Here is a 17,455-nt window from a genome sequence, read left to right on the forward strand (position 1 = left end):
CACGCCCCTTGCCGGGCCCCTTGCCGCTTCCCTGGCCGCACATTTTTTTCACCAGCCCCAACCACCGTCTAAGCTTCAGACAAGTCCGATCAATCTGCGTGAATGGATCAATCGACTATGGGCGCTTTGTGGCAAACCGATTCGAGTAAAGCCGTGGTTCCGACTGACCGTGTGGATGAAGCGCCTGTCCCTGAAAAACCCCGCCGCAATCGGCACGGGTGGAAGGCTTTCTGGTTGTTGCTGGTGATTATCGCGATCGTGGTAGGGCTGGCCGCATCCAAAGAAATGCGCACCTCGCGCTTTCAGTCGCGCGAACTCAGCCAATACGCCGCTTCGCTGACTTACCATCTCGAACCCGGACCCAGCGAAGCGATTCGTTATCCGGGCAACGGGCCGTTCGATCTGCGCCTGGGTTACAGCTCCCTCGATGAATTCCTGCCGCGCCTGCTCAAACGCAACTATGTCGTTACCGAGCAGACGCGTTTTTCTCCGGCATTGCTCAGCTACACCGATAAAGGCCTGTTCGTGCCTTACTCGGAAAAGATCCAGGCCGGGCTGTCGATCACCGACTGCCGGGCTGCGCCACTGTACAAGTACAACTATCCACAACAGCTGTACGCCGACTTCGCAGCCATTCCGCCGGTGGTGGTCAGCAGCCTGTTGTTCATCGAAAACCGTTTTCTGCTCGACCCGAAACAACCGCTGGCCAACCCGGCGGTGGACTGGCCGCGCTTCGGCATGGCGGCGTGGTCGCAAGTCGCCAAATTGCTGCGTCTGCCGGGACAATCGGCGGGCGGCAGTACGTTGGCGACGCAATTGGAAAAGTACCGGCATTCACCGGAAGGTCTGACGGTGTCCGGCGCCGAAAAGCTGCGGCAGATGATGTCGGCCAGCGTGCGCGCCTATCAGCCTGGGCCGCAAACCTTGGGGGCACGGCAGAACATCGTGCGCGATTACCTCAACAGCGTGCCGCTGTCGGCGGTGCCGGGGCATGGCGAAGTGCATGGCATGGCGGAAGGTTTGCGCGTCTGGTACGGCAGTGACTTCAACCAGGCCAACGCACAGTTGAACAGCCCGGCCACGGATCCGAAAACCATGGCTGCCAAAGGCCTGGCTCTGCGCGAGATGCTCTCGTTGATGATCGCCCAGCGCCGCCCTTCGTATTATCTGACCAAGGGCCGCGAGGAACTCGCCGACCTTACCGACAGCCACTTGCGTCTGCTCAAACAGAACGCGGTGATCGATGGCGCATTGGCCGATGCCGCCCTCGCCAGCAAGGTCAGCTACCGCGACTGGCAGACCCAGCCGACCATGCAACCGATCGAAACCAACAAGGGCATCAGCGCCGCCCGCAGTCGTCTGGCAAGCATGCTCAACCGGCCGCTGTACGATCTCGACCGCCTCGACCTTTCGGCCACCAGCACCCTGCAGGGCGAGCTGCAAACCCAAGCCACCGCGTACCTGAAAAAACTTGCCGACCCGGCCTACGCCGCTGAAATCGGCCTGCTCGGCGAACGCTTGTTGACGCCGACCAGCACTACGCAAGTGCGCTACAGCTTCACCCTCTTTGAACTGACCCCGGACGGTTCCCGCGTGCGGGTGCAGACCGACAGCACCGACCAGCCGTTCGACATCAACGAAGGCAGCAAGCTCGAACTCGGCTCAACGGCGAAAATGCGTGTGCTGACCACGTACCTGCAAATCATCGCCGAGCTGCACGACAAGTACGGCGCCATGAGCGTGCCGGAGCTGAAAAAGGTCGAAATTCCCGATCAGGATCGCTTGAGCCAGTGGGTCATCGATTATCTGATGCAGAACAAGGATCACGACCTGTCGAAGCTGCTCGGCGCAGCACTCGATCGCAAATATTCAGCCAGCCCCGGCGAGGCGTTTTTCACTGGCGGCGGCTTGCACACGTTCCACAACTTTCGCAAGGAAGACAACGGCCGCCTGCCGACCCTGCGCGATGCCCTGCGCGAATCGATCAACCTGCCGTTCATTCGGCTGATGCGCGATGTGGTGCGTTATGTCACTTATTCGGGGCCCAACAGCAGTGCCGAATTACTCAAGGATGATCGTGACCCGCGTCGCCAGGAATACCTGGCCAGTTTCGCCGACCGCGAAGGCACCTCGTTCCAGCTCAAGTTCTGGAAAAAGTACAAAAACAAAGACACTCAGGCGCGTCTCGACACATTCCTCGACAGCATGCGCCCGACGCCGATCCGCATGGCCGCCGTGCATCGCTACCTGCTGCCCGATGCCAGTCAGGCAGACTTCAACACGTTCGTCCGTTCCCACCTGAAAGGCGCCAGGCTCAACGAAAAACTCACCGATGATCGCCTGATCCGCCTCTACGACTCCTACGGTCCCGGCAGTTACGATTTGCCCGATCAAGGCTTCATCGCCAAGGTGCATCCGCTGGACCTGTGGATGATGGGTTATCTGCTGAACCACCCGGACGCGACCTTCAGCGAGATCGTCAAGGCCAGCCATTTCGAACGTCAGGAAGTCTACAGCTGGCTGTTCAAAAGCAAGCACAAGGGCGCCCGCGACAGCCGTATTCGCACCATGCTCGAGATCGAGGCGTTTCTCGATATTCACCAGCGCTGGCAGAAAGTCGGTTATCCGTTCGACCATCTGGTGCCGTCGCTGGCCACCGCGATTGGCAGCTCCGGCGATCGCCCCGCCGCACTCGCCGAATTGATCGGGACCATCCTCAATGATGGCGTGCGCATGCCGACCCTGCGCATCGACAGCCTGCATTTCGCCGCCGGTACACCCTACGAAACGCAACTGGTCAACGACCCGCACGTCGGCAAACGAGTGATGCCATCCGAGGTCGCCACAGCCATGCGCGAAGCGTTGTCGCAAGTGGTCGACGCCGGTACGGCAAAACGTGTTTCCGGCAGTTTCAAACTGGCTGATGGCAGCCCACTGGCCATGGGTGGCAAGACCGGCACCGGTGACAACCGCATCGAGGCCATCGGTTCGGGCGGACGCATCCTCAGTTCGAAGTCGATCAACCGCACGGCGACCTTCGTGTTCTACATCGGCGATCACCATTTCGGCACCCTCACCGCGTTCGTTCCAGGGCGCTCGGCAGAGAACTTCAAGTTCACCTCGGCCCTGCCCGTGCAGGTGCTCAAGGGCATGGCACCGATTCTCACGCCGTATCTGCAACCGGGCAGCGACTCGCAATGCAAGCCGACGCAAACCGCCAGCGTGGCGATGCTTGAACCGCAACTCCCTACAGCGAGGTAACAATTCGTGTCAGGTATTTCTGCATCAGGGTGACGTTTTTTCGCTGTAGCGGGTGGTACTTATGTATTTTTCAGATTCGAATTTTCGTCGGGTTCGCCATCAGTAGCGCTGTTTGCCTCCCGATCTTTGAACTTTTGTTTTGCCCTGCCGTGAGTAGGCTGATCATTCCTCAACAATCAAGGATGATTGGCCATGACCCTCCCTCCCCTGCCCATCGCAATCACGGAAAAAGGGCAGCATTACGACTTCATCAAGGCAACCGTCAACGACGCGTTCAAGGGCGCCACCCTCAATCGAGGTATCGCACTGGCCGCCACGCCATTGACGATTCAGCCTTGGTACAGCACGGCCCCCCCGGCTTATCTGGCCAAGCTCTCTGCCGCCAATCTGAAGGCATGGAACTCGCAGAATCAGGTGGATCATCTGCTCGCCAGAACCGATCTTTATGCCTTCGCCGAGCCTTTGCTCAAGGCGAAGATCAAGGAACGTCATGGCATCGAACCCGACGTCAAAACCACCTATTTGCGCCTGTACATTCCCGCCGAAAAACCCTGGTACAACATCAACGTTTCCCAGGGTGTCGTTACACGCACGGTGTCGCTGCTGGACGCCGCATTGCATAACTTCGCCAGCAGTGAAACGGTCGGTCATGGTTCGGATTACATCAGCAAACCCGATGAGCGTGGTTTGTTCGATGTACTGGCCATCAAACAGCACATGCCCATCAGCCAGTTCCAGGCGCTGTGCCGTGATCTGGACATTGGCGAGCAATACAAAAAACACCTGGAAAGCTACCTGTTGCCCGGCGAACCCGTCGCCGAAAGCGTCCTGCAATATAAGGTCAACAGCAGTCAGAAAGACGCCCTTGCCGTGGCCGCGCATCTGGCTCTGATCAAGGAAGAGATCCCATACGACGCCTACAAAATGGTGCTCAACCTCGCCGAGGACAAATCGCCGTTGCTGCTCAACGGCCACTCGATCCGCTGCAGCGATCTGAAACTGCTCGGTACCCGCCTGACCGGCGTGCTGCTGTTATTGCACGGCACACGGGACAGCCGTGGCGTGCGGCGCCTGATCGTCTACATCCCGCATGATCCCGATCATCCGCTCAAGGAATACGCTTCGCTCAAGGCGTTCAAGGATGAACTGACGCGCCAGTTGCGCGAGGACAAACTTTGCGCCTCGACCGGCCAGACCTATCGGCAGTTCTTCAGCCAGTTTGTCGATCAGCAGCAGCGCGGGCATTTTTTTGCCGAACTCAAGCAACGTTTGTTCATCGTCCGGTACAACCCGCGCCAGGATCCGACCGATCAACGCCCACCGTGGCGCGAGGTTCCTGTGGAGAACCCCAACCTGGAGTTCAAGAACCAACCCTTGCAAGGCGATTACTGGCGCCATGCCTACCAGCAGAAACTCAACAAGATCCTCAATGATGCCCGGGAAATCGCCGTCTCCACCGCCGACACCGACAGCAAGGCACGCTGGGCCTGGTGGGACAATTTCAAGAAGATCGTCTCGGACATTTTCAATGCGGCGCTGCTGATCGCCACACCGTTCGTGCCGGGGCTGGGCGAAGTGATGATGGCGTACACCGCTTATCAACTGACCACGGATGTCATCGAAGGCGTGGTCGATCTGGCCGAAGGTCTGTGGCAGGAAGCCGCCGGCCACGTGATCAGCGTGGTCACTGACGTCATTCAACTGGCCGCGTTCGCGGCGGGCGCGCAGATTGGCGAGGTGTTCAAGGTCAAGCTGTCGAAGCTGGTCGACAACATGAAAGCGGTCAGGCTACCCGATGGCCAACCCAGTCTGTGGCACCCGGATCTGGCCCCTTATGCGCGACAGGAACTGACCCTCTCCGCCGACTCGAAACCCGATCCCCAGGGCCTGCATGACTATGGCAAGGAGAAGCTGGTGTCGCTGGAGGGCCAGTTGTACAGTGTCGAAAAAGCCTACTCCGACGCGTACTCCAAAACCCACCACATCAAACACCCGAAACGCAGCAACGCTTACCGCCCGAAGATCGAACACAACGGCCACGGCGCCTGGCTGCATGAAGCGGAGACTCCGCAAGACTGGACCGATGCCACATTGATGCGCCGACTGGGCCACCGTGCCGAACGGTTCTCACCTTCGGAGCTGGAGCAGATCCGCATCAGCAGCGGCACCGATCACGACATGCTGCGCCAGATGCATGTGCAAAACAGCCCGCCACCACCGCTGCTGGCCGACACCCTCAAACGCGCCAGCGCTTACGACGATGTGCGTGCGGCCACCAGCGATATCCGTGCAGGCCGGCCGATCGACCCGCAAGCGGTGTGGCTGGAACCGATGCTGACTGGCTTGCCGGGCTGGCCGACCGGCAAAGCGCTGGAGGTTTACGCGGATGCCAGCCTGACCGGCTATTCGCACAAGTATGGCAACCCGCAGGCACCAGTCGCCGAGACCTTGAGCATCAGCCTAGGTGACCTCAACGCGGGCCGGCTGCCGGAGCGCGTGGTGGATTTTCTCGCCGAGGACGATCTCAAGCAGTTGCTCGGCAGCGAGGTCGCCCGTAACGAACGCGTCAGCGCACTGCGCAGTCGCCTCGCCGACGCTGTCGATGAGCGCCGCAGTGCCGTGGCCGACCGCATGTACCAGGCCACCGAACAATCCGGCAAAGTCGATTTGCGCGTGGTCAGGCGGACCTTCCCGGAACTGCCACTGCCGCTGGCGGAAAAACTCGTAGCGCAGGCCTCACCCGCTGAGCTGCAGCGTATCGCCGACGAAAACCGTCTGCCGCTGCGCCTCAAGACTCAGGCCCGCGAACTGAATTTCGAAGCCTCTGCCGTGCGCGCCTACGACGGATTCTACCGCGACGAATGGCTGACCGCCGACACCGAGCGGCTCGCGCTGAACACCTTGCGCGTGCAGACCGACACCTTTGCCGATCTGCGTATCGAAGTCCGCGATGGCAGCTATGACGGGCCATTGCGTTGCAGCGTCGGCCCCGAAGAGGCGACCACCGTCAGGCGGCTGATCCGCGACGAACATGGCCGCTACGAAGTGCTCAATGCCGACAACCGTTCGCTGCACGCCGCCGACGATTTTTACCAATCGATTCTGCAGGCCGTGCCGGCCGAAACGTTGTCGAGTGTGGGCTATCAACGCGGTCAGGGCCGCCCGCTCAAACTCTGGCTCATGGAACAATCAGCCGCGCCTGCCGAGCGTCGAGCGGTGCTGGCCGAGCCGCCGATTCGCGCGGTGGCGAGTATCGAAACCGAAACGCTGGTGCGCGGCTGGCCGCGTTGGCTACGCGGCTCGACTCCAGCGGAGCGCGTCAGTGACCTCTACCCGCGAATGCGCGCAAATGAAGTGCAGCGATTCATCGAAAAGCTGCGCATTGATGGCGATCCCGCCGAAGGCATCGAGCGTCTGGAGAAAGAACGCCAGCACTTTCAGGAAACGCTACAGAATTGGCGCCACACTTACCCTGATGAGTTGCAACCTTCCGGAGAATTTGCGCCGGGCGTCAATATGGATTTCACGCTGAACGGCGGACAGCGCGTCAGAGACCAATTGATCGCGTGCTTCGAACGCCGTAGCGAAATGCCTGGCGAACGCGGCCCGTTCCCCGGACAGGGCTACACCCTGGATCTGTCTTCGGAGTTTGTGAACGGCGATCTACTGCGCTGGTGGCGCGATTTGCGCAAGCAACCCGGCATGCAGCAACACCTCGATCAAATCACCGCGCTACGACTGGACAACCGGCATCTGCCTACCAACGCCGATGAACTGCTCGGCAGCTTTCCCAAATTACGCCAGTTGAGCGCTCGCCAATGCGGATTGACCGATATTCCTGCCAGCCTCGGGCAAATGCGTCATCTGGAGGAACTGGACCTGACGGACAACCGCATCCGCATGACGGCAGAAGCGAGCGAACGTCTGGGTGGCCTGATCCGCCTCCAGTCGCTCAACCTCAATGGCAATCCATTGCACGAACCGCCCAATGTCGCTGGCATGTACCGCTTGCGCTCGCTGAGCCTCGCCAAGACCGGCATAGAGACATGGCCCGAAGGCTTGTTCAAAGTCGGCAATGTCGATAAACACAGGCCGCGCGGTTTTATGCTCGATATGCGTTCGACGCCAATCAGAACGTTGCCCGAGGTCAAACCGGGTTCCGATCAAGCCTTCGTGCTCAGCCGCACGCGTTTCGATACAGCGAGGCTTTCGAATGAAGACCGGGTGCGGTTTGGCAACTACCGAAAATCCACCGGTTTTTCCATCGAGCCAGCTTATTCAAAGGATGTCGCCGACGAGCTTCGTCATTGGCAGGAATTCGATAACGACGCGCAGATTTACAGCCCGTCGCAGGCACTCAGGCAGTATCGCGAAGAATCCTGGCACGACCTGATGGATGAGCCTGATTCCGAGGGCTTTTTCAGCGTGATTCGCAAACAGCGCGAGAGCCGGGACTACCTCACCGGCGATGGACGCCGACAACTGACCCAGCGCGTCTGGGACATGATCGAAGCCGCGTCACTGGATACGAAACTGCGTGAAAAACTGTTCAAGCAGGCCGTCTCGCCGGATGATTGCGGGGACCTTGGCGCGCAACTGTTCAACTCGCTGGGCATCAAGGTTCTGGTGTCAAAAGCCTACGCTGCGCCAACCTCCAGCAAAGTACTGGACGAGACACTCGTGGGCTTGGCACGCAGCGCCGCCCGGTTGAAAAATGTCGGTGAAGAAGCCAAGGCCGAATTCAGCCGGCAAGAGCAACAACACCTGATCGACCCCGGCAATCCCCCCCCCGATGAAGTGGAAATCTATCTTGCGTTCGAGACCGGGCTGGCAGAAAAGCTGGAACTGCCCTGGCAATCTCAGGGCATGCTTTATGACCTGCGCTCTGGCGTGAAGGCCAAACAAATCGACCGCGCCCACGACATGATCATGAACCGGGAGAAAGGCGACGGCCTGGTCAGTGCCATGATCGATCTGGCCCCCGATAACTTCTGGGAGGAACACCTGCGCAAGACCCATCCGACGCAATACGAAACCAATGACCGTCTGTTCGAGGAAAAGCCCGGGCTGCTTGATGAGTTGCGCGAGGCCCAGGCGCAATGGGCCAATGCCACGCCCCAAACGCCGCTCAATCAGCTCGCACGGAAAATGGAGGGTCTGGCGAAACAACTGGGCATTCCCCAGGCCGATGTCTTCAGTGGCGAGGTCATGAGCGAGGCGCGCTACAACAAACTGCTCGATGACATCGGCTACGAACGCAAAGAACTGTCACGACGCCTGACCCTAGAAGCGATGATCAGCGCAGGGCTCTGAAGGCAACGGGGCGTCACTCGGCCAACCCGCAAGGCTGACCGAGCGGCACCGCGTCTAACCGACTTCGGAATCCCAGATCACCGTGATATTGCCGCGATAGGGTTTGTCCGTGGCATGTTTGATCAGCCAGTCGGTGTCCTGCTCGCCGATCTCGAAGTGCAGGGTGCCCGGCTTGCGCTCGATGTAATGCTCGGGCTGGAAGGTGCCGGAAGTTTCACGCCCCAACAGTTTGCGCCGTACCGGTTGGCCGGCGCTGTCGGTCAGGCCATTGGGCAGACTGACGCTGACGGCGACCGGGCCGGCGAAACCCGATTGACGGTCCATGATGGCGCAGCCCGAGCCTGAGCCCAAAGAGTGCTCGCACTCAAGCTTCATGGTGAATTTCGACGACGCCGAGATATGGAAGATCTGATCACGAAAAAGCCGCACAGGCTTGCGTCCACTGTCGAGCCAGCGCTGCCAGCCGCCTTGGGGCTCCAGTGCGATGTGATTGCCGCCGGGTGGGATATCCACCTTCAGGGTGTGCTGCACATCCAGGACGAAATCCAGGGTCAGGCTGCTGTCGTCCGGCTGGAACAGTTTGCCCATGTCGAAATCACGTCCTGGTCCCAGACTGTAAGTCAATGAACCGGTGTAGCGGCCCGTAGACATCGTCAGTGGGTTGGGGGTGCGCAGCTCGTAGGTGATGTCCAGCTTGTCGAAGTACATCGACGGAATATGGTAGGCCGGCACTTTGAAACAGTGGGCTTCCTGTGTGGTTTTCCAGAAGAACCGCCAGCTGTCTGCCTCGTAGGCACCAACGCCGCTGTGCCAGCAAGGGGCCGGTATGCCTTGTACCCAATTCCCCGTGACCCATAATCTGGAATGGCCTTCAAGTGCATTGTTGCCACCAGCCAGCCGCACCGCCGGATGACTCAGTACATATTTGGAGCCCATGCCAGTGATGCGTATTTCCAGGGATTGCGTTTCCTGCGTCTGGCTGTTTGTCACGGTCAGACGCCGCAAATTGGCGGGCGCTTTTACCGCCGCCCAGTCAAAGAGATCCAGATAGCGAGTTGAGCGGAACCGTACGGGCAATTCGATGCTGAACATTCCGTGACTTTCACACTGACCTGGATAGGTCGCGCAATAACCGCTGTTCGGCGTTTTGTTGACGAACGTATTCTTGTCCGGCCTGGAAGAATCCGGTTGAAACAAGGCGCGGATTTCCTGATTGATCGCCTGCGCCTGCGGGCTGCTCAACACGGCCAGCACCCCCAGCCAAATGTACCTTTTCATTATTCGTCCTGCCTCTGATGAGCCTGATCTGTGTTGCTTTCATTGCGCATCCGGCGCCCGCGCGTTGAACAGCAACACCACGTTGCCGTTGTAATCCCCGGAGCGATAACCGCCGACGGGTTCGATCGGTTCGATTTTCAACGCCACGCGTTTGCCGGTGGCGGCTTCCTCCTGCGAGAGCACTTGGCGAGGGATGATGTGCGAGCTCAATTCGACGCCATTGAAGGTGACCTGCAGCTCGATGATTTCGCCGGGGCGGCCGTTTTCCAGGAACGGCTCGACCCCCAGGCGTGCCTCGATCGCGCTGCTGTCATGGCGCACATCGAAATTTTTCTCAAGGCCGCCGAGCCTGGCGCGCGGGTAATCCCAAGCCAGACGTTGCGGGCGATGAATCCAGTCCGGCTCGACCGGAATGATGTAGAACGGGCGACTGGGAATGGTCAGGGACACTTCGAAGGTATGTTCTTCGCGCGCGGCCCACGCCCCCGCGCCAGTCAGCGCGGTGGCGGCCAACAGCGCGCCGGCGATGGTTTGCTTGATCATGTGGGTTACCCGATGCGTCATTGGAAAAACTGCCTAGCGACTGGCGATCTTCATGGTTTTTTTCTCGCTGCCTTCGATCAGGAAGAAGCGGTATTCGCGACCTTTCTCTTTATCGAAGGCAAAGGTTTTGCCGGCCAGCACATGGTGTTTGGTGGTGGCGCCGCAGTCGGCTTCCTTGGTCAGCGAACAGCTTTTGAACTCGTCGACGATGATCACGGTGTTGCCGTCGTTGCGCAGTTCGTAACGGCTGTCGGTGTCGTTGACGACCGTGGCGAAGCGGGCATCCTTGGGCCGCACAAAGAAGATCGTGCCGAAACCGGTCATGACGTTGACGCCCGCCGTGAGGGACTTCTTGTAGTCGTCGCGCTCTTCGCTGCTGACGACAAAATCGTCTTCCTGTTCCGGCACCACCGGAACGAAACGCACACGGAAATAGCGCTCGCGATCACGCGCGCCCATGTACAACAGCCGCGTGCCCTGCATGCCTTGGGCCGGCACGATCAATCGCGCCGGACTGGCCATCAGGCCATTGCGCGAGGCACCGTCGGCGGCATTTTCGACGGCAATTTCCTGTGGGGTGCCATCGGCGCCGTAAACGATTTCCAGCACATTGATCTTGACGAACGCGGTGGCGTCACCGCTGTTGAATACCCGTTTGAGGTAGGTACTTTTGTCGGCATCGAGATAGTCGTACACAGTGCCGACATTGATCTGCGGTCCAGCCTGCGCTGTCAGGCAAAACACGCTGAGCAGGCTCAGCAGAAAACCACGGTTCATCGTCTTCAACTCCTGAATAGTGAAAATGGCCCGGCGGGAGCAGTCACGCTTCCGAGTCCCAGATAATGGTGATGTTGCCGCGCAGCCGGTCGTTCTTGCCGGGTTGAAGCAGGAAATTGATCGCGAACGGGGTCATGTCGAAATGCAACGTGCCCGGCTTGCGATCGATATACAGCCCAGGCTGGAAAGGCCCGATCCAATTGTTGAACCTCAAGGGCAGTCGGGTGGCGGTGTTGCCGCCGGAATGGGTGATGCCTGCTGGCAGAGTCATGAAAACTTCAACCTCGGCGGTATCGCCTTTCGGGCTGCCAAGGCTGCAAGCGTTGCCTCCCTGCGAGTTGCACAGCAGCATCACTTTGAACCGTGATGAAGCCGAAATGAAAAACGGTTGATCGCGGAAGATTCTTTTCGGCTTGCGCCCGCTGTCGATCCAGCCGGCCCACCCGCCTTCGGGTTCCAGTGACACCTGATTGCCACCCGGTGGCAGATCGATCTTGAGGGTGTGCTGCACGTCGAGCACGAAGTCCAGGGTCAGGCTGTCGTCGTCCGGTTGAAAATCGGCGCCCATACTGAAATCGCCACCGCTGCCAAGGCTGTAGGTCATTGAGCCGGTATACAGCCCCGACGACATGCTCAGCGGATTGGGCGTGCGCAGTTCATAAGCAAAGTCGAGGGTGTCGAAGTACATCGGCCCGATGACCGCCGTAGACTTCTTGACGCAGTGCGCCTCCTCAGGAGTTTTCCAGAAAAACCGGTAGCTGGCAGGATAGGGCACACCGACGCCGCTGTACCGGCAGGGCGCAGCGGCGTAGACCCAACTGCTGCTTTCCCAGAGTCGCTGGTGGCCCAGCAGTTCGTCATCCACGCCGACCAGTTCGTGTGCCGGGCGAGTCAGCACATATTTAGAACCGATACCGCTAATACGCACTTCAACGGTTTCCGTCTCCTGCGTTTCCGTGTTTGTCACCGTCAGTCGCCGCCAATTGGCAGGTGCTTTGATCCCGACGCCCCAATTGGCGCCAATATGATTGGCACTGAAACGAACCGGCAATTGAATGCTGAACATGCCGTTTTCTACACACTGATTCGGAAAAGTGGCGCAGTACCCGCTGTTCGGGGTCTTGTTGACGAACACGTTCTTGTTCGGCTGCGAAGGATCCGGCTGGAACATCGCGCGAATTTCATGACTGGCCGCCTGCGCCGTGGCAACAGCCAGCGTCAGCGCCAATCCCAAGCTTCCTGCTAATAATTTCATCCCTTCAACCCGCCTTCTGTTCTGTGGTCGTCACGTCGGCCAGCGTGTCCGGCGTGCATCGCAGGTCGCCGATCATCAACACATTGTTTTCGCTGCGGTGGCTGTCGGCATCGAGGCGGAACTGACAGAGCAACTGATTGCCCTGACGCACTTCCAGAGTCGGTGAGCCGGCATTCATTTCCATCGAGAAGAAGCCGTCGACTTCGGTCACGCCTCGGCTGGCGTGGTTGATCACGTGATGGCCCTTGAGCGGTCGTCCTTGCTCGTCAATCAGCCGGCCGAGCACGGTCAGGGTTTTCATCACGCGCACCTTGCGATACTCCACGCCGCCCTTGTTCAGGTGATAACGGCTGCGCGCCGGCTCGATGGTGGCCGCCGGTACGTTGTTGCCTTCGAAGTCGAAGCTCACCGAGCTGTTCTGATACGCCGTGATCGGGATGAAATTGCGCCCCGGTTTCAAGGCCGCCCCGCCGCCGCTGTAATCGTCGGCCCGCAGGACGATGTCCTCGATGTCCGACTCAACGTCGACGATCAACCCGGCGCCGCGCACCTCGCTCTGGCTGGTCATGAGCATTTGCTGGCCGCCGACCACCAGCGTGCTGTCGACGTTGAGGCCGCCGGTGAAATTGCCGTTGTAGGACGAACGCTGGACAAACGCATCGCCATTGACCGCATCGGTGCGGAAATTGGTCAGGCTGGACATGCCCAGGCCATAGGTGTCGGTGAGTGCGGTGACTGACACGCTTTGCAGCACGTGATCCTTGAAATCCTTGCGCCAGCCGAGCGAGGCATTGTTGTCACGCGCGCCGTCGCGGGCCGTACGTGAGCCGATGCTGCCGGTGATCTGCTGACCCGGGGCGCCGAGTGCGAGGTTGACGCTCAGGTCGACCCCGCGATTGCGCGCATCGCCACTGCTGTAGCTGCCCGGCCGATCGAACAGCGACAGGCGCCAACTGGCATCGCTGCCAAACAGCTCGGTGCGCTGGGTCCAGCCCAGGTCCACGCCCATGCCTTCGACGTTGCCTTCGCTGTGGGCAATCCGCGCATTGACCGAACTTTTGCTGGTGAGCCGATGGTTGAGCGCCAGCGAGGAGTTGCTGGTCTGGCCGACAAATACATTGCGCGGGCGAACGCGGGTGCCGTCGGGCAAGGTGTCGTAGGTGTACGTGGTGTCGAGCCAACTGCGGGTGTGGCTGACCACCACGCTGCCCGAGCCGTAGTTATAGAGGCTTTGCAGGTCGAGACCGGTGCCGTAGTCCTCGGTTTTATAGACGTTGGCATAGAGGCTGATGTGATTGGCCAGGGTCCAGTCGACCGAGGTGCCGTACTGCAGCTTTTCACGAATCTGCCGCGCCGACAGACCGAGAATCACCCGAGGATGCAGCAGATAGTTCACCGAGGCGCCGGCCGTGGGGCTTCCGCTGGACTGGGTGTCCCAGTTGCTCAGCAACTTCTTTTCTTCGCCGGCGAACAGGTTGTAGCGCCAGCGCTCGTCGAGGTTGCGCCAGTTGTTGGGCTTGTACACCAACTCCTGGGTGGTGGAAGTGATCTGGCCGTCTTCGATCAGGCGCACTTCCACTTCGTAGATGCCACCGGGCAATGGCCGGGTATCGAGGGTCTGCAAACCGGCGGGCACTGATTGCGTGTTGATCAGCAGCCCATCGCGCCAGATTTCCACCGAACCCTGGCGGTTGGCGGTGACATAGATCGGATAAACGCTGGGCATCGGACTGTTGATGGCCAGACTGTCGGAGCTGCCATACATGACGCCGACGGCGGTGTCGGGGCTGGTGCCGAACGTGCGCGGCTGGCGGGTCAGCCCTTCGGAATTAGGGGTGAAATAGCCCAGACGGAAAAAACTGCCTTGCAGTTCGCGCTGGGTGTGTAACTCGTGGATTGCGTGATAAAGCTTGTCGTCCGGGCCACCGAGACGGGCCATTTGCAGGTTGAGCGTCTGGCTCCAGTTGCCCAGGCTTGAGCTGGCTTCAAGACCGAAGCGCCCACCAAGATCCTGATCCTGACCGCCATTGAGATTGAGCTGGTTACGCACCATCAAACCACTGCTGCCGCCTTCGGGCTGCTCGTAGTAGCGCTTGGCGGCCACATCGCGCTCAGCGTTTTCGGTGGCGATCGATACCAGCGAGTTTTCCAGGTTGTAGTGCACCGCCAGAAACTGATCCGGGCACGAACCGCTGCACGCCCCCAAGGGCACGCCGGGTTTGAGAAAGCTCGCCCACTTTTCCCGTTCGGCAGGGCCGAAACGGTTTTCGCTGGTGTCGGTGAATTCGAGCAGGGTGATGCGATCATCGCGGGACAACACCACCATGGCCTCGCCCAGCGGTTGTTGGTCGACTTCGACCCGCACCGCCAGAGGCACATCAAAGAAATGCTCCTCGAAATCCGCCGGCAAACCTTTGGCCTGCGCCAACAGACTGCGAGGTGTCGTACCGGCGTTGCTGGAAGCCACGGCTGCGCTGGCACAAAACAACAGCGCAAGCGCAGCCGCGATGGGTGTCATCGGGAACATGAACTCGTACTCTGATTACAAACAATGGAAGTCCGACGGGGCAAACACTTGTGCCTGCCCCGTCGGTTAACGCCGCTGTAGGGTCGGGCGCTTAATGCGTGTTCACGCGATCAGTTGACCGGTGGCACTGCATCAAAAATCATCGCCACGGAACCGGTGTAATCACCCGGCTGGAAGTTGCTGCCACGGGCGCTGATTTTCAGCGGGGCGCGATAGTTGACGTCCGACTCGGATTCACCCACGACCATTTGCGGGGTCAGGGTCAGTTCCTTGTTGTTGAGCAGGACTTGCAGGTCGATGGAAGTGTTGCCGGCCACCAGTTTCGGCTGACTCTCAAGGCTGGCGTGTACCGAACCGTTGTTGTTGCGCACATCGAAGAAGCCGTTGACGTCGCGCATCTTGCCAGTGGTCGGCTGATAGCTCATGTCCTGATCCTTGTTGACCAGATCCGGATCGGTCGGCACGACATAGAAACCGTTGGTCGGCACATGCGCGACAAGGCTGATCGAGTGCGACGCTTCACCAGCGGCGAATGCGCCAGTGGAACCCAGTGCCAGAAGAGCCAGTGGAGCGGCGATTGCGAGTTTCTTGAACATCGTTATGTACCTGTTTTCTTGATAGGGGGATGAGCATTAAAAGTTCAAGAAGTTGAGTGCCCGAATCTCTGCCCGAGTTGCGTCAGATCAACTTGAACTTTCAATGCCGGGGCATCATCGGCTGTTGTCTCTGGAATGTAAGCAGGCAACTTCCGACAACCTCGTAGTTAATCAACCCTATGACCCGCAAGAAAAAAGAACAAAAAACAGCCATTCGAAACAGTGACTGTAAGTTCCACCCTACAGACAGTTTCAGCTAAAAAACCATACAGCAACTTTGCCCTTCCAGTACGGCAACTTATTGCTATTTAGAACATATACTCTACAGCGAATAGAGCGATGACTTTAACTTTCAAGTTATCGTTTCCGACAACCGGGCGAAATTCGCTGCTTGCGCCTGAAGCGCTTTTGCCGCTCGTCAGCCGAGGCCCTTTCTCGGGAAAAAACGTCTTGCAAGCTCATTAAGATATATCTTAAGTTGTATCTAAACACGACGAGAGAAGACAAAATGAGAGACCATCATTCCCCCCACCGCGAACACGGCGACGGCCGTGACGGCTTCGAAAAACGCCCTGGACGCGAGCGCGGCGGCCGTGGCCCACGGGTGTTTGCCCCCGGTGACCTGAAATTGCTGCTGCTGGCGCTGGTCGCCGAGCAGCCGTGCCACGGCTACGACCTGATCCGCCAGATCGAGGGCATGTTCGACGGCGCCTACAGCCCAAGCCCGGGCGTGATCTACCCGACCCTGACCTTTCTCGAAGAAAGCGAGCTGATCACCGGCGACGCCGAGGGCGGCAAGAAACGTTACAGCGTCACCGACGCCGGTCGTTTGTCTTTAAGCGAACAAGCCGTGGCGCTGGATGGCGTGCGCATGCGTATCGATGTGAGCAAACGCTCACTGCGCGGCCATGATCGTCCGCCGGAAATCCATGAGGCTGTGCATAACCTGCGCCACGCCTTGCAGATGCATCACGGCCGTTGGAGCGAGGCAGAAATCCTGCGCGTGCGTGACCTGCTCAACGACACCGCCAAAGCCATCGTCGACGGCCCTGCCGTGCAACCTGTTTCGGAGAAAAGCCAATGACTGCAGTCGATAGCCAAACCATTCATCGCGTGATGCACGAAATCAAACGCCGCAAACTGGAAGTCCTGCGCGTGGTCGACCTTACCCCGCGCATGCGCCGCATCACCCTCGGCGGGCCGGAGTTGGCCGGGTTCATCAGCCTCGGCACCGACGACCACGTCAAACTGTTGTTCCCGCAGAATGCCGAACAGGCTGCAGCCCTCGAAACCATGGTGCTCGGCGCCGGCAAGGACGATGGGCCGAAACCGGAAATGCGCGACTACACCCCGCGTCGTTACGACCTTGATGCCCTGGAACTGGACATCGATTTCGTCCTGCACGGTGACGGTCCTGCGTCGACCTGGGCTGAGCAAGCCAAGCCAGGACAATTCCTGCACATCGGCGGCCCGCGCGGCTCGATGATCGTCCCGGACATTTTCGACAGCTACCTGCTGATCGGCGACGAAACCGCCCTGCCCGCCATCGCCCGCCGCCTCGAAGGCCTCGCGGCCAATCGCAAGGCGCTGGTGGTGATAGAAGTGGAGAACGGCGCCGAACAGCAAGTGCTGGAGAGCGCGGCGCAGGTCAATGTGATCTGGGTGTTGCGCGAAGGGAGCAAGGACAACCTGCTGGCGACGGTGAAGCAATTGCAGGTGCCCACGGGCAATCTGTATGCGTGGGTCGCGACCGAAACGAAAGTTTCACGGCAGATTCGCCGGGTGCTGATCGATGAGCATGGGCTGGATGAGCAACTCATCAAAGCCGTCGGCTACTGGCGCGCCGAGGGATCCGAAGAAGAGTGATATCCCTTGTAGGAGTGAGCCTGCTCGCGATAGCGGAGT

At 59.5% G+C, this 17,455-nt stretch carries 10 protein-coding genes; 4 read left to right on the forward strand and 6 right to left on the reverse strand.

Features of this window, described 5'->3' with window-relative positions:
• Window positions 1-117: 117 nt before the first annotated feature.
• Window positions 118-3,261, forward strand: a complete 3,144-nt coding sequence (locus PspR84_RS23195) for a transglycosylase domain-containing protein (RefSeq protein WP_160059278.1) — start codon at window positions 118-120, stop codon at window positions 3,259-3,261.
• 192 nt (window positions 3,262-3,453) lie between these two features.
• On the forward strand, window positions 3,454-8,574 hold the full coding sequence (locus tag PspR84_RS23200) for a DUF6543 domain-containing protein (RefSeq protein WP_160059279.1): 5,121 nt from the start codon (window positions 3,454-3,456) through the stop codon (window positions 8,572-8,574).
• 54 nt (window positions 8,575-8,628) lie between these two features.
• Here PspR84_RS23200 and PspR84_RS23205 read toward each other — a convergent pair whose 3' ends face one another.
• From PspR84_RS23205 to PspR84_RS23230, 6 genes are all read right to left on the reverse strand, one after another.
• On the reverse strand, window positions 8,629-9,852 hold the full coding sequence (locus tag PspR84_RS23205; RefSeq protein ID WP_160059280.1) for a hypothetical protein: 1,224 nt from the start codon (window positions 9,850-9,852) through the stop codon (window positions 8,629-8,631).
• Between the two features lie 39 nt (window positions 9,853-9,891).
• Window positions 9,892-10,395 (reverse strand): fimbrial protein, encoded by a 504-nt coding sequence (locus PspR84_RS23210; RefSeq protein ID WP_238785164.1) that lies wholly within the window; start codon window positions 10,393-10,395, stop codon window positions 9,892-9,894.
• 33 nt (window positions 10,396-10,428) lie between these two features.
• Entirely contained in the window at window positions 10,429-11,172 is a 744-nt protein-coding gene (locus tag PspR84_RS23215; RefSeq protein WP_160059282.1) for a molecular chaperone, read from the reverse strand.
• A 43-nt stretch (window positions 11,173-11,215) separates the two neighbouring features.
• Window positions 11,216-12,427, reverse strand: coding sequence for a hypothetical protein (locus PspR84_RS23220; RefSeq protein WP_160059283.1), 1,212 nt, complete (start codon window positions 12,425-12,427; stop codon window positions 11,216-11,218).
• A gap of 4 nt (window positions 12,428-12,431) precedes the next feature.
• Entirely contained in the window at window positions 12,432-14,954 is a 2,523-nt protein-coding gene (locus PspR84_RS23225; RefSeq protein WP_160059284.1) for a CS1-pili formation C-terminal domain-containing protein, read from the reverse strand.
• 110 nt (window positions 14,955-15,064) lie between these two features.
• Entirely contained in the window at window positions 15,065-15,550 is a 486-nt protein-coding gene (locus PspR84_RS23230) for a CS1 type fimbrial major subunit (RefSeq protein WP_160059285.1), read from the reverse strand.
• A 508-nt stretch (window positions 15,551-16,058) separates the two neighbouring features.
• Between PspR84_RS23230 and PspR84_RS23235 the strand changes: the two genes are divergently transcribed.
• Together PspR84_RS23235 and PspR84_RS23240 are read left to right on the forward strand one after the other, a co-directional pair.
• Window positions 16,059-16,634, forward strand: a complete 576-nt coding sequence (locus PspR84_RS23235) for a PadR family transcriptional regulator (protein ID WP_160059286.1) — start codon at window positions 16,059-16,061, stop codon at window positions 16,632-16,634.
• Complete coding sequence (locus PspR84_RS23240; RefSeq protein WP_160059287.1) at window positions 16,631-17,416, forward strand: siderophore-interacting protein; 786 nt, start codon at window positions 16,631-16,633, stop codon at window positions 17,414-17,416. Before PspR84_RS23235 ends, PspR84_RS23240 begins: the two co-directional genes overlap by 4 nt.
• The last annotated feature ends 39 nt before the right edge of the window (window positions 17,417-17,455 follow it).

It is taken from the genome of Pseudomonas sp. R84, from assembly GCF_009834515.1.
Taxonomy (GTDB): domain Bacteria; phylum Pseudomonadota; class Gammaproteobacteria; order Pseudomonadales; family Pseudomonadaceae; genus Aquipseudomonas.